The 12,291-nt window shown below is 68.6% G+C and carries 15 protein-coding genes; 5 read left to right on the top strand and 10 right to left on the bottom strand.

The window, feature by feature from the left end; translation table 11 throughout:
• Window positions 1–240 precede the first annotated feature (240 nt).
• The 4 genes from BMX32_RS02735 to BMX32_RS02720 form a co-directional block, all read right to left on the bottom strand.
• Window positions 241–648 carry an HU family DNA-binding protein gene (locus tag BMX32_RS02735; protein WP_089974247.1) on the bottom strand — a complete coding sequence of 136 codons (408 nt, stop codon included), beginning with the start codon at window positions 646–648 and terminating at the stop codon, window positions 241–243.
• A 169-nt stretch (window positions 649–817) separates the two neighbouring features.
• On the bottom strand, window positions 818–1,573 hold the full coding sequence (locus tag BMX32_RS02730; RefSeq protein ID WP_089974245.1) for a molybdopterin-binding protein: 756 nt from the start codon (window positions 1,571–1,573) through the stop codon (window positions 818–820).
• Window positions 1,566–2,390, bottom strand: a complete 825-nt coding sequence (locus BMX32_RS02725; RefSeq protein ID WP_244511385.1) for a cytochrome b/b6 domain-containing protein — start codon at window positions 2,388–2,390, stop codon at window positions 1,566–1,568. Before BMX32_RS02725 ends, BMX32_RS02730 begins: the two co-directional genes overlap by 8 nt.
• A gap of 41 nt (window positions 2,391–2,431) precedes the next feature.
• On the bottom strand, window positions 2,432–3,409 hold the full coding sequence (locus tag BMX32_RS02720) for an XdhC family protein (RefSeq protein WP_089974243.1): 978 nt from the start codon (window positions 3,407–3,409) through the stop codon (window positions 2,432–2,434).
• An 88-nt stretch (window positions 3,410–3,497) separates the two neighbouring features.
• Between BMX32_RS02720 and moaA the strand changes: the two genes are divergently transcribed.
• The 5 genes from moaA to BMX32_RS02695 are packed head-to-tail and all read left to right on the top strand — an operon-like array spanning window position 3,498 to window position 7,356.
• Window positions 3,498–4,472, top strand: coding sequence for a GTP 3',8-cyclase MoaA (moaA, locus tag BMX32_RS02715; RefSeq protein WP_089974242.1), 975 nt, complete (start codon window positions 3,498–3,500; stop codon window positions 4,470–4,472).
• A 22-nt stretch (window positions 4,473–4,494) separates the two neighbouring features.
• A complete protein-coding gene (locus BMX32_RS02710; protein ID WP_089974241.1) occupies window positions 4,495–4,746 on the top strand; it encodes a MoaD/ThiS family protein in 252 nt (83 codons plus the stop codon).
• Between the two features lie 3 nt (window positions 4,747–4,749).
• Entirely contained in the window at window positions 4,750–5,232 is a 483-nt protein-coding gene (locus BMX32_RS02705; protein WP_089974240.1) for a molybdenum cofactor biosynthesis protein MoaE, read from the top strand.
• The gene (gene moaCB / locus BMX32_RS02700; RefSeq protein WP_089974239.1) at window positions 5,229–6,167 is read left to right on the top strand and encodes a bifunctional molybdenum cofactor biosynthesis protein MoaC/MoaB; all 939 of its coding nucleotides are present in this window, start codon (window positions 5,229–5,231) and stop codon (window positions 6,165–6,167) included. Before BMX32_RS02705 ends, moaCB begins: the two co-directional genes overlap by 4 nt.
• Before the next feature lies 1 nt (window position 6,168).
• Window positions 6,169–7,356: a molybdopterin molybdotransferase MoeA gene (locus tag BMX32_RS02695; RefSeq protein WP_170843542.1), complete on the top strand. Its 1,188-nt coding sequence runs from the start codon at window positions 6,169–6,171 to the stop codon at window positions 7,354–7,356.
• Between the two features lie 150 nt (window positions 7,357–7,506).
• Here BMX32_RS02695 and BMX32_RS02690 read toward each other — a convergent pair whose 3' ends face one another.
• The 6 genes from BMX32_RS02690 to lpxD all read right to left on the bottom strand — a co-directional run bounded on the left by BMX32_RS02690 (window position 7,507) and on the right by lpxD (window position 12,190).
• Window positions 7,507–7,872: a hypothetical protein gene (locus tag BMX32_RS02690; RefSeq protein ID WP_089974237.1), complete on the bottom strand. Its 366-nt coding sequence runs from the start codon at window positions 7,870–7,872 to the stop codon at window positions 7,507–7,509.
• A 94-nt stretch (window positions 7,873–7,966) separates the two neighbouring features.
• Window positions 7,967–8,614 carry a ribonuclease HII gene (rnhB, locus tag BMX32_RS02685; protein ID WP_089974236.1) on the bottom strand — a complete coding sequence of 216 codons (648 nt, stop codon included), beginning with the start codon at window positions 8,612–8,614 and terminating at the stop codon, window positions 7,967–7,969.
• Window positions 8,615–8,624: 10 nt separating this feature from the next.
• Entirely contained in the window at window positions 8,625–9,848 is a 1,224-nt protein-coding gene (gene lpxB, locus BMX32_RS02680; protein WP_089974235.1) for a lipid-A-disaccharide synthase, read from the bottom strand.
• Between the two features lie 70 nt (window positions 9,849–9,918).
• Window positions 9,919–10,692 carry an acyl-ACP--UDP-N-acetylglucosamine O-acyltransferase gene (gene lpxA / locus BMX32_RS02675; protein WP_089974234.1) on the bottom strand — a complete coding sequence of 258 codons (774 nt, stop codon included), beginning with the start codon at window positions 10,690–10,692 and terminating at the stop codon, window positions 9,919–9,921.
• Window positions 10,689–11,162 (bottom strand): 3-hydroxyacyl-ACP dehydratase FabZ, encoded by a 474-nt coding sequence (fabZ, locus tag BMX32_RS02670; RefSeq protein ID WP_089974233.1) that lies wholly within the window; start codon window positions 11,160–11,162, stop codon window positions 10,689–10,691. The genes lpxA and fabZ overlap by 4 nt, the downstream gene beginning before the upstream one ends.
• A complete protein-coding gene (gene lpxD / locus BMX32_RS02665; protein ID WP_089974232.1) occupies window positions 11,159–12,190 on the bottom strand; it encodes a UDP-3-O-(3-hydroxymyristoyl)glucosamine N-acyltransferase in 1,032 nt (343 codons plus the stop codon). The genes fabZ and lpxD overlap by 4 nt, the downstream gene beginning before the upstream one ends.
• Window positions 12,191–12,291: the final 101 nt, after the last annotated feature.

Here is a 12,291-nt window from a genome sequence, read left to right as displayed (position 1 = left end):
GCACGCCGGGGCCCACCGCCCCGGTTTCCGGTAGGGCGATGGCATCGCATCGATGTGCGCTGCGGTCTGTCGGCGAAGAGCCGATATGGCCGCGACGCGACAACCGATCGCATCGCGGTGGATCCCGGTTTTCACCGGGATGACGGAGCCGGCTGCGACGCAGGGCGAAAAAAAACCCCCGCCATGGGCGGGGGTTTTTACGGTGCCGATGTATCGCGACGGGTAAACCGTCGCGAAGGATCAGGCAGCCGCGTCCTTCAGCTTCTTGAGCGGACGGACCTTGACCTTGACCGATGCCGGCTTGGCGGCGAACCAGCGCTCTTCACCGGTGAACGGATCCTTGCCCTTGCGCTTCGGCTTCGCGGCAACGGCGACCGAGGTGATCTTCAGCAGGCCCGGCAGCGTGAACGTGCCGACGCCCTTCTTGTGCACCGACGCGGAGATCGCGCCTTCGAGCGAGGCCAGAACGGCCTTCACGCTCTTGCTGTCGACGCCGCTCTGCTCGACGATGTGCGAGACGAGCGAGGACTTCGAAAGCGGATCCTTGATGGGCTTGAGGGCGGCCGGCGCCTTCGCAGCCTTGGCGGCAGCCTTTGCGGGAGCCTTGGCGGCAGCCTTCTTCGCCGCCGTTTTGGTGGTCTTGGCCATGGTTATCCTTGTCACTTTGTTCGAAAGAGGCGGCCGTTCCGGCCGGTGCCCAGCGGGCGACTCACTCTAGCGTTGCTTTCGTCCGCTGAAAATAGGGTCCGCGAATTTTTTTCGCATTTCGAACCCTTTTTTTCAGGCCCCTCGTGATGCGCTGCGGAAAAGGCGCCGTTCAGATGCCCGCGTACCACTCGTAACCGTTGTCTTCCCAGTACCCACCGTTACCGTCGCCGATGCCGTCGAACGTGGAGACGAGCTCGATCCGGCGCAGGTATTTCGCGTGCTTGTAACCGAGCTGGCGCTCCACGCGCAGGCGCAGTGGCGCGCCGTTGGCGACGGGCAGCACCGCGTCGTTGAGCATCCAGGCGAGCAGCGTTTGCGGATGTCGCGCCTCCGTGATGTCGATGCTCTCGTAGTAGGGCGTGTCTTCTTCCATGTCATCGAAGCAATGGAAGACCACGAAACGGGCGTCAGGCTTCGGCGCCACGTGGTCGAGCAGGGCCGCGAGCGGCGTGCCCGTCCACTTCCCGATCACGCTCCACCCTTCCACGCAATCGTGACGCGTGATCTGCGTGCGTGTGCCGAGGGCTTTCAGGGCGTCGAGCGAGAGTTGCGCCGGCCGCTCCACGAGCCCGTCGACGGCGAGGCGGTAATCGGCGAATCCCCCTTTCATAAGGGACTGATACAGCGCCGTGTCGGGCATCGTCGTGCCGTTCGGTTTGAAGACGGCGGAGATGTCGGCCTCCGTGAATTCCTTCGCGAGCGCGGTCGACGGGGAGAGCAGGCGCTGCATGCGACGCGTGACGCCTTCGGCGGACTCGAGCACCTTCGTGCCCGTTTCGCTCTGCGAAATGCTGTCGCAGCCGGCCAGCGCGGCGCCGCCCAGGGCGAGGAGGGAGGTACGCAGGAATGCGCGACGGTCAGTCATGGTCGACGTCCTTACGTGCGAGACGAATCCGGTACCAGCCCGTGATCATGCCGCGGAGCTGATTGAAGGGGCCGCTGACGATCACCTCGAACACGTGCACCAGCACGAACGCGACGAAGCCGGCCGCGATGACGAAATGGATCGTGCGTGCCGACTGGCGGCCACCGACGAGGTCGACCAGCCAGTGCAACACCGCATCCATCCGGGGCGACATGGCGAGGCCCATCAGCACGATGCCGCCGCCCAGCACGAAGATCGCGAACAGGTAGGCGAGTCGCTGCAGCACGTTGTAACGCAGCGCCTCCTCGCCGTCGGTATGCCGGAAACGCAGATGGTCCATGATCGAACGGCCGATACCGCGCCAGTCGCGGCGGTCGGGCACGAGGTCGCGATCGAGGTGGCGGCTGGCGAGCGACCAGCCGACGTAGGCGATGCCGTTCGCGACGAACAGCCAGGCGAAGAAGAAATGCCAGCGGCGCCCCATCGCCAGCCAGCCCGGCCCGGGGATGGTCGCCCATGTCGGAAAGCCGCGCGCCGTCCATTGGCCGTCGACGCGCGACGCGCCCAGCACGCCGGTGGTATCGAAAGTGTGCGCGCCGATGCGCGTGGTGCCGCGCGGCTTGCCGTCCGTGTCCTGGCTCGCTTCGAGCGACAGGACCGCCTTGCCCGGATCGGATCGCTGGCCCCAGTAAAGCGAGGGGTGCGCGTTGAATATCTGCAGGCCGCTGCCCAGCAGGACGCAGAGGCAGACCACGTTGATCCAGTGCATCACGCGCACGGGCCAGCGGTGGCGGTAGACGAGACGCGTGTCGGTCACGACGGCATCCTCGGATGATGGGTTGCCAGTATGGACCGGCGTCAGGCTTGCCGTGCGCGATCGCGCTGGCAGACCTGCGCCAGGATGGAGAGCGCGATACCGTGCGGCGTCTGCGCGCCGATCGGCAGGCCCGCCGGCAGGTGCAGGCGGGCGAAATCCTCGTCGTCGAGCCCGTGGTCGCGCAGACGCTGGAGCCGTGCGCCGATCTTGTTCCGGCTGCCCAGGATGCCGACGGCGAAAGCGGCCGAACCGAGAGCATGCGTCGCCACCGCGTCGTCCACGTCGGCGTCGTGACTCAACGAGTAAACGGCGGTGCGGTCGTCGAGCGACAGCGCCGAGAGCGACACGGCGAGGCTCCGTGGATCGTAGGCGAGGGGCTTCACGCCCTCGGGCGGATGCATTGGACCATGCGGGCGGAGCATCACGACCTCCACGCCGACGACCGGCGCCAGCTTCGCCACGGCAAGGCTGACCGGATCGCCTCCCACCACGACCAGCCGCAAGGGTGGCGCATGCACGGTGGCGTATTCGCCCTCAGCGGCGCGCTGCTCGCCGTCGACCACGCGCCACTCGCCGGTCGCGGCGTCGGTCAGCACGGTGACGGTGCGCCGCTCGCGCCGGGCCACGGCCAGGGCCTGCGCATAGGCGGACGGCTCGCGGAGTTCGCGGACGAAGATGCCGATCCGGCCACCGCAGGTCAGCTGGATGTCGACGACCGGACTGCCGACGCCGTAATCCAGCAACCGGGGCCGACCCTCGGCCAGCACCATCGCCGCCTCGTGCGCGACGGCGGCCTCGACGCAACCGCCGGACACATAGCCCGCCACGCGACCGTCGGCCGCGATCGCCATCTCGCTGCCCAGCGGGCGCGGAGAGGGGCCGGCGATGGTCACGAGGGTCGCAAGGGCCACCCGGCCATCGTGGGCGTACGCCCGCAGCACGGGCAGCAGGTCTTCGACCAGCGCGTATTCGGGCCACGCGGGCCATGCGGGGGCGACGGACTCATCCAAGGCACTCATGGCGGAAGTCTGGCACGATTGCGCGCAAAGGGCTTGCTACGACCGGAAAACACCCGTCTCACGCCCACTGTGTTCTGCTAAGGCGACTATGTCCCCACTCATCGACCGCCACGGACGTACCAAGCGCAAACTGCGGATATCGTTGACCGATCGCTGCAATTTCCGCTGTACGTACTGCATGCCCGAGCATCCGGACTGGCTGCCGCGCGCGAGCCTGCTCGAGCGGCATGAAATCCTGCGCCTCGCGGGGCTCTTCGTCGACCACGGGATCGACCAGATCCGCCTGACCGGCGGCGAGCCGCTGCTGCGTCGCGACCTGCTGGAATGCGTGCGCGAGATCGACGGCCTGCGCGAGCGCGGTCTGGCGCGGCTGTCGATGACCACCAACGCGTCGCGCATCGCGCCGAAGGCCCGCGAACTCGTCGCCGCCGGCATCGACGACTTCAACGTGAGCCTGGACGCCTTCGATCCGGAGACGTTCCGTCGGCTGACCCGGCGCGAGATCGCACCCGTCCTCGACGGCATCGACGCGCTCGCGGACGCAGGCGCGACGATGAAGCTCAACGCCGTGGTGATCCGCGGCGACAACGAGAAAGACATCGTGCCATTGCTCGAATGGGCCATGGCTCGCGGCCTGCCGCTGCGCTACATCGAGTACATGCCCCTGGATGCCCCCGGCCAATGGAATCGCAGCCAGGTGGTCACGGAGGCCGAGATCCTCGATGCCATCCGCGTGAATCACCGGGTGGACGAGGTGCCGCGCGGCCACGATCCGGCCACCCCGTTCCTCGTGGATGGCCATTACCCGCTCGGCATCATTTCCACCGTGTCCCATCCGTTCTGTGCGACCTGCGATCGGCTGCGCATCACCGCCACCGGCGAGTTGTTCACCTGTCTGTTCTCGCCGATCGGCACGCCCCTGGGCGCGCGCATGCGCGAAGGCGTCGACGACGAGGCGCTGGCCGTGCACGTCGCGCGCGCCGTGTGGCTGAAGGACGCCGGTTACGCGTCACGGCCCGGGCCGGTCGACAGGCCGCTGACCATGCACGCGATGGGCGGATGAACCTTTTTTCCCCGAGATATCCATGACTGCAATCGTCTTCGAACTCTATGCCAACCTCGAACGGCTGGCCGGCGGCAGGGAATGCCGCGTGGACGCCGCTGGCGACGTCGCCACGGTGGGCGACGCGCTCGCGCTGCTCGCGCGCGAGCGCCCGGAGCTCGCGAGCTCCATCGAACGGTGTGCCTGCGTGTCCGGCGACACCATCGTCCGCCGCGCCGACGCGATGCCCGCGGATCGCCGCATCGCGCTGCTGCCACCCGTGGCGGGGGGCTGAGTCATGACCGACGTGCTTTCCCACGACACCGTCGCCGTCGAACCGCTGCTCGAGCTCGACGCCCATCCGGAGTGCGGCGGCCTGGCCCTCTTCGTCGGCACCGTGCGCGACCACCACGAGGGGCGGTCCGTCCGCCACCTGAAGTACACGGCGCACGAGCCATTGGCGGCGAAGGTGATCCGCGACGTCGAACACGCAACGCGCGAGCGATACGGGGTACCGTACGTACGCATCGTGCATCGCCTGGGCGACCTCTCGATCGGCGACATCGCCATCGTCTGCGTCGTGCGCGCAGCGCACCGGGCGGAAGCGTTCGATGCGTGCCGTTATGCCGTCGACGCCGTGAAACACGGCGCGCCGATCTGGAAGGAAGAGTTCTACACCGATGGAAGCAGTGCCTTCGTGGAAGGTTGCTGCATTCGCGACGATCTCGACGAAGCACCCCCGGCGGCGCATCGCCATCACTCGCACACGAGCCACGGATGAAAGACGTCAGCCAGAAGCCGGACTCCCTCCGCGTCGCACGCGCTACCGCCACGCTGCATGCCCCCGCCCACTGCATCGCCCTCCTGCGCAGCGGCGATACCGAGAAGGGCGACCCGCTGAAGACCGCGCGCGTCGCCGGCATCCTGGCCGCGAAACGCACGGACGAACTGATCCCCCTGTGCCATCCGCTGCCGATCCATCGGGCGGACGTCGCCTATGAGCTGGCCGACACGTCGGTTCGCGTTATCGCCGAGGTGCAGACCATCGGCCCGACCGGCGTCGAGATGGAAGCCCTCACCGCGGCGAGCCTCGCGGCGCTCACGATCTACGACATGCTGAAGCCGTATGCCGAGCCCGACGAACTGCACATCGAGGATTGTCGCCTCGAACGCAAGACGGGCGGCAAGTCGCATTACCGTCGCACGCTCGCGAAGCCGCGCAGCGCGGCGGTGGTGGTGCTGTCCGACACGGTTGCCAGCGGCGCGAAACCGGACACGGCGGGTGCGCTCGTGCGCGACGCCCTGATCGAGGCGGGCTTCGACCCCGTGGAATACGCGGTCATCGCGGACGACGCGGCGGTGCTGGGGGAATTGCTCACGTCGCTGGTCGACGGCGGCACCTCGCTCGCGATCACCGTCGGCGGCACGGGGCTCGGACCGCGCGACATCACGGTGGACACCGTCCGCCCGATGCTCGACGTCGAGATCCCCGGCATCATGGAAACGGCGCGCGCCTTCGGCCAGAAGCGCATGCCCTTCGCGATGCTGTCGCGCGGCGTCGCAGGCTACGTGCGCGACACGCTGGTCGTCACGTTCCCGGGCAGCCGGGGCGGTGCCGGCGAATCGCTGGCGGCGACGCTGCCGGGCCTCGTGCATCTTCTGGAAACGGGTCGTGCCGGCGGCAGGCACCCCGGCGGCTACGGCGAGGGTCACTGACGTGGCCCTGCTGCCCATCGCCGACGCGCTGGCGAGCTACGCCGCGGTCGGCCCCCTGCCGACGCACCGCGTGCCGCTCGAACTCTCGCTCGGGGCCGTGCTGGCGGAGACGCCCCGTGCCCGTATCGCCCTACCGCGCTTCACGCAGAGTTCGGTCGACGGCTACGCGGTCCGCGCCGACGACGGCGTCGCCCAGCGGCGCCTCGTGGGCACCGCGGCGGCGGGACAGCCGGCGTCGATCGCGGTCGGCCCCGGCGACGCGGTCCGCATCCTGACCGGTGGCGTGCTGCCCGAAGGCGCGGACGCCGTGGCGCGACAGGAAATCGTCGAACGCACGGGCGAAGGCATCGTGCTTCGCGAAGCGATCGGCAAAGGCGAAGCCATTCGTTACGAAGGCGAGGAACTCGCGGCGGGCGCCGCGCTCGCCGAGCCCGGACAGCGCATCGGCGCCGGTCTGCTCGCCGCGCTCGCGATGGCGGGTATCGACGCCGTCGAGGTGTATCGCAGACCGCGCATCGCGGTGCTCGTCACGGGCGACGAAGTGGTGCGTGCCGGCGAGTCGCTGGAGGCGGGTCAGGTCTACGACGCCAACGGGCCGTTGCTGCGCGCGTGGTTCGTCGAGCACGGCTTCGGGGAGCCCGTCGTCGCCTATGTGCGCGACGACGAGGCCTCGCTGGAGGAAGCGATGAGCGCGGCGCTGGACAGCGCCGACCTGGTCGTCACCAGCGGTGGCGTGTCGGTCGGCGACCGCGACTACGTGCCGGTCGTGGCCGACCGTCTCGGCGTGCGCAAAGTGTTCTGGAAAGTGGCGCAGAAACCCGGCAAACCGCTGTGGTTCGGCATGCGCGATGCCAAGGCCCTGCTCGGCATGCCCGGCAACCCGGCGGCGGTGCTGGTGTGTCTCGCGGTGCACGCGCGCGCGATCCTCGCGAGGCTCGAGGGTGAAACCGGCGCGCAGCCCGCATGGCGCTTCGGTGTGCTGGCTGGCGACGTCGAAGCCGACAGCGAACGCGATCGCCTGGTGCGCATGCGGCTGGACATGTCCGATGGCACGGCGGCGCTCGCGCTGCTGCCGAAGCAGGATTCGCACATGCTCAGCAACCTCGCATCGGCCCATGCGCTGGTGTGGCTACCGTCCCGTGCGTCGGGGTTCGTCGCCGGCGACAAGGTGCGCTGGCTGGCGATCTGATCCATCGGCGTCGGGAAGGCGCGTTTGATCAAGCCCTGAAAAAAACGATGTGGGAGCGCGCTTGCGCGCGATCGGGTGCTTGCCGCGAGCACCCGATCGCGCGCAAGCGCGCTCCCACACAGGTTCGTACCGGGGTTTGCCCCGAATGACTTACCAGGCTTTGACGTCGGTCACGACGACCGTGTAATCCTGCATGTCCGGGGAATAACGGAAGAGACGGCCGAGGTCGAAATCGACGCTCTTGCCCGGCTCGATGTTCGAGGTGCCGGCCGGCCAACCCTGCTTGCTCGCGATCACCTTGCCGGTCGAGTCCTTCGCATCGATGCGGATCTGCGCGGCGGCGGCTTCCGGGCACTTGTTGACGAGGTTGCCCTTCATGCTGAAGCGCGGCTGGCCCGAACCCTGCTGCAGCTTCACGGCGAAGCCGTCGACCGAGAAGTCCTTGGCGGCGCAGGCCGCGTGGGCCGACAGCGGCGCGGCGATGAACAGGGCGGCGGCGATAGCGATCTTCTTCATGGGTGTTACCTGTGGGATAGGGAAGCGGTCCCCCCTCGTGAGAGGGGGTTCAGCCTAGCTATCGGCCAGGGCGAAGATGACTTGAGAAATTTTTTCAGACCGCGACGGCGAACAGATCGGCCATCGGTTCGACCTCGGGCTCGAACCACCGCCGGACCGGCGCGAAGCTGCGGCGGTGCGCGTCGCAGGGGCCCAGGCGTCCCAGGGCCTCGAGATGCTCCGGCACGGCGTAGCCCTTGTGCCGGGCGAAGCCGTAGCCCGGATGCAGCGCGTCGAGCGCCTGCATGTGTCGGTCGCGACTGACCTTGGCGAGGATGGAGGCGGCGCTGATCGCGGGTTCCGTGGCGTCGCCGCCGATGACGGCGCGGCCTTCGCAGGGCAGGGTGCGCGGCAGGCGGTTGCCGTCGATCAGGGCGAGGTGCGGCACCAGCGACAGGCCCATGAGCGAGCGCGTCATCCCGACCATCGTGGCCTGGAAGATGTTGATCCGGTCGATTTCGTCGCGCTCGACGAAGACCACGCAATGCGCGAGTGCGCGTTCCACGATGCGGCCGTAGAGCTTTTCGCGGACGTCCTCGGCGAGCTGCTTGGAATCGTTCAGGCCGCGAATGGGCCGGGCGGGGTCCAGGATCACGGCCGCGACCACCACCGGCCCGGCGAGCGGTCCGCGTCCGGCCTCGTCCACGCCGGCGACGACGAGGTCGCGGGCGAGCTGTGAGCTGACGTTGCGCTTGCGGGGCATGGTCGCGAGCCTAACGGTGCGCCGCGCCGGCAGGCAAGCGTGCGTCGATCAGATCGGCGACCGCGTCGGCCGCATGATCGGCCGCTCGTCCGTCCAGGCCGCCGCGCAGCGATTCATGCAGGTGTTCGAAGGCGGCGACCACGCGGCCGCGGCGCTCGCTGTCGCCGAGCAGGTCGAGCGTGGCGCGGGCGAGGTTGTCCGGCGTGCACTCGTCCTGCATGTATTCCGGTACCAGCCGCTCGCCCGTCAGACCGGCGGCGCGGGCGAGGATGTTCGGCAGGCTGTAGACGTCGGTCTTCAGCATGCGTAGCAGTTTCGCGATGCGGTAGCTGGTGGGCGACACGCGATAGCCGACGACCATCGGCCGCTTCGCCAGCATGGCCTCGAGCGTCGCGGTTCCCGACGCGAGCAGCACGGCGTCGGCGGCGACCATCGCTTCGTGCGAATGCCCGTCGGTCAGCAGGGGCGGGGTGCCCGGAAAACCGGCGAGCAGCGTGTGCAGCCGTGCACGGACGCGGTCGTTGGCGGCCGGCACCACGATGCGCAGTTGCGGCATGGCCGCGGCCACGCGCCGCGCGGCGTCGATGAAGGTGGCGCCGACGCGCTCGATCTCGCTCGGGCGGCTGCCCGGCAAGACGGCGAGCACGGGGCTGTCGTGCGGCAGGCCGAGCGCGTCGCGCGCCGCCTCGCGGTCGGAGACCATCGGAAAGCGATCGGCGAGGGGATGTCCGACGAAGCGCGCGTCGACGCCGTGCTTGCGATAGATCGGCGGTTCCATCGGAAACAGGCAGAGCACGCGTTCGGCCGAGCGGCCGATCTTCTCGGCACGTTTCTCGCGCCAGGCCCAGACGGACGGGCTGACGTAATGCACCGTCGCCAGGCCGGCCTCCTTGAGCCTGCGTTCCACGCCCAGGTTGAAGTCCGGCGCGTCGATGCCGATCACGATCGTCGGCCGCGCGTCGAGGAGACGCGCGAGCAGCGCCTTGCGCAGTTTCAGCAGGCGCGGCAGATGGCTGACGACCTCGGCGAAGCCCATGACGGACAGTTCGCGAATGTCGTACCACGACTCGAACCCTTGGGCGAGCATGCGCGCGCCGCCGACGCCGACGAATCGGGCGTGCGGGTAACGCGCGCGGAGGGCTTCGATGAGCTCGGCGCCGAGCTGGTCGCCGGAATCTTCGCCGGCGATGAGGGCGATCAGCGGGGTGGCGTCGGAGGGGACGGTCTGCTGCATGGTGATGGGTCTCCCGCAGCCGGCATCCCGGCCTTGCGAAACACCGGCGCCGTGACGGCGCCGGCGGTTGTTACCGGGCGAGCGAACGCTCGCTGCGATCGATGAACTCGAGCATCTGACGGACGTCTTCGCTGGTCTCGGCCTGCGCGAGCAGCTGCTCGCGCGCCTCGGCCAGCGGCAGGCCCGCCATGTAAAGCGTGCGGTAGGCGCGCTTGATGGCGGCGATGCGGTGGGTATCGAAACCGCGACGCTTCAGGCCTTCGCTGTTGATGCCGCGCGGACGGCCACGGGTTTCGTTGGCCATCATCACGAACGGGGGTACGTCCGAGCCCACGAGGCAGCCCATGCCGATGAACGCGTGCGCGCCCACCTTGCAGAACTGGTGGACGCCGGAGTAGCCCGACATGATCGTCCAGTCGCCGATCTCCGCGTGTCCGGCGAGCGCCGAATAGTTGGAGAACACGATGTGGTTGCCCACCTGGCAATCGTGCGCGATGTGCACGTAGGCGAGCAGCCAGTTGTCGTTGCCGACGCGCGTGATGCCGCCACCGTCGCCGGTGCCGCGGTTGATGGTGACGAATTCGCGGATGAGGTTGCGATCGCCGATCACGACCTCGGTGCGCTCGCCCTGCCACTTCTTGTCCTGCGGCGGCCCGCCGATCGAGGCGAACTGGGAGATCCGGTTGTCGCGACCGATCACCGTGGGACCTTCGATCACCACGTGCGGGCCCACGGTCGTTCCCTCGCCGATGACGACGTCGGCACCGATGACGCTGAACGCGCCGATGCTGACGTTGTCGGCGATGCGCGCGGACGGATCGATCTGCGCGGTGGGATGGATCATTTGTCGCTCCTCGCGGCGCACATCAGCTCGCAGCACGCCACGACCTTGCCGTCCACCGAGGCCTGCGCCTCGAACAGGCCCATGCCGCGGATCAGGCGCTTGAGCGAGACCTGCATGACCAGCTGGTCTCCCGGGGCGACCACGGCCGAGAAGCGGGCGTTGTCGACCTTAACGAGATAGAACAGCGGGCTGCCCGACTGGCCGTCGACCTGGCTGGTGATCTGCGTGAGCAGGCCCGCCGTCTGCGCCATGGCCTCGACGATGAGCACGCCCGGCATGACCGGATGGCCGGGGAAATGACCCTGGAAGAACGGCTCGTTGATCGTCACGTTCTTGATCGCCGTGATCGTCTTGCCGGGCTCGATCGCGGTGACGCGGTCGACCAGCAGAAACGGATAACGGTGCGGCAGGAGTCGCTGGATCTGCTCCACGTCCACGGGAAGCGTCACGGCGGCTTTCAGTTCGGTCATTGCCCTTTGTCCTTCTTTTCCAGCGCCGTCAGGCGGCGCGCGTACTCGTCGAGATGTTTCATGCGCGCCGCGTTGCGCCGCCACTGGCGGTTTTCCTGCAGCGGGGAGCCGGACGAGTATTCGCCGGGCTCCCTGATCGATGCCGTCACGAGGCTTTTCGCCGTGATGGTAACCCGGTCGGCCAGTTCGAGGTGGCCGAGGATGCCCGCGTTGCCGCCGATGAGGCAGTAGCGGCCGATTTTCGCGCTGCCGGCGACGGCCGAACAGCCCGCCATGGCCGTGTGCGCGCCGATGTGCACGTTGTGGGCGATCTGGATCTGGTTATCGAGGCGGACGTCTTCCTCGAGCACGGTGTCTTCCAGCGCGCCGCGGTCGATGGTGGTGTTCGCGCCGATCTCGCAGTCGTCGCCGATGCGGACGCCGCCCAGCTGGGGCAGTTTCACCCAGTGATCGCGGTCGAACGCGATGCCGAAGCCGTCGGAGCCGATGACGGCGCCCGGGTGGACGAGCACGCGCTGGCCCAGCGTCACGCGGATCACCAGCGTCACGCGCGCTACGAGCCGGCAGTCGGCGCCGACGACGCAGCCCGGGCCGATCGTGCAGTGGGGGCCGAGAATCGCACCTTCCTCGATTACCGCGCCGTCTTCCACGACGCAGCACGGGCCGATGCTCGCCGTGGGATGCACGCGCGCGGATGCCGACACGACGGCGCTGGCATGGATGCCGCGGGGCGCCGCGGCGTGCTTCTCGAAGAGTGCCGCGATCTTCGCGTAGGCGACGTACGGATCCTTCGCCACCAGCGCCGCGCCCGTGCGGAGGGGCAGGGCGTCGGCGTGGAGGACCACGATGCCGGCCTGGGATTCGGCCAGCTGCGAGGTGTATTTCGGATTCGAGAGGAACGTGAACTGGCTGCTCGTGGCGGCGGACAGCGTGCCCACGCCGTCGACGACGGTGGCAGGATCGCCATGCGCTTCGAGTCCGAATCGCTCGGCCAGCTCGGCAAGGGTGAACTGCGGGTTTCCGCTCACGGAAAGCTCCCAAAAGAAAGGGGCGGCGGGGCACGTGCCCGGCCACCCCGGTGATTGTACTCATGCTTTCGCGGAGGCCCGGGAGGCTCCGCTAAGGCATG

The organism is Luteibacter sp. UNCMF331Sha3.1 (assembly GCF_900109915.1).
Lineage (GTDB): Bacteria > Pseudomonadota > Gammaproteobacteria > Xanthomonadales > Rhodanobacteraceae > Luteibacter.
The sequence above is the reverse complement of the archived record's forward strand: the minus strand, read 5'-3'. Positions and strand labels throughout refer to the sequence as shown.

Bases quoted from the DNA above. Each gene is read 5' to 3' on its own strand.
- BMX32_RS02735 (WP_089974247.1), bottom strand. From the start codon at position 648: ATGGCCAAGACCACCAAAACGGCGGCGAAGAAGGCTGCCGCCAAGGCT.
- BMX32_RS02730 (WP_089974245.1), bottom strand. From the start codon at position 1,573: ATGACTGACCGTCGCGCATTCCTGCGTACCTCCCTCCTCGCCCTGGGC.
- BMX32_RS02720 (WP_089974243.1), bottom strand. From the start codon at position 3,409: ATGAGTGCCTTGGATGAGTCCGTCGCCCCCGCATGGCCCGCGTGGCCC.
- moaA (WP_089974242.1), top strand. From the start codon at position 3,498: ATGTCCCCACTCATCGACCGCCACGGACGTACCAAGCGCAAACTGCGG.
- BMX32_RS02710 (WP_089974241.1), top strand. From the start codon at position 4,495: ATGACTGCAATCGTCTTCGAACTCTATGCCAACCTCGAACGGCTGGCC.
- BMX32_RS02705 (WP_089974240.1), top strand. From the start codon at position 4,750: ATGACCGACGTGCTTTCCCACGACACCGTCGCCGTCGAACCGCTGCTC.
- moaCB (WP_089974239.1), top strand. From the start codon at position 5,229: ATGAAAGACGTCAGCCAGAAGCCGGACTCCCTCCGCGTCGCACGCGCT.
- BMX32_RS02690 (WP_089974237.1), bottom strand. From the start codon at position 7,872: ATGAAGAAGATCGCTATCGCCGCCGCCCTGTTCATCGCCGCGCCGCTG.
- rnhB (WP_089974236.1), bottom strand. From the start codon at position 8,614: ATGCCCCGCAAGCGCAACGTCAGCTCACAGCTCGCCCGCGACCTCGTC.
- lpxB (WP_089974235.1), bottom strand. From the start codon at position 9,848: ATGCAGCAGACCGTCCCCTCCGACGCCACCCCGCTGATCGCCCTCATC.
- lpxA (WP_089974234.1), bottom strand. From the start codon at position 10,692: ATGATCCATCCCACCGCGCAGATCGATCCGTCCGCGCGCATCGCCGAC.
- fabZ (WP_089974233.1), bottom strand. From the start codon at position 11,162: ATGACCGAACTGAAAGCCGCCGTGACGCTTCCCGTGGACGTGGAGCAG.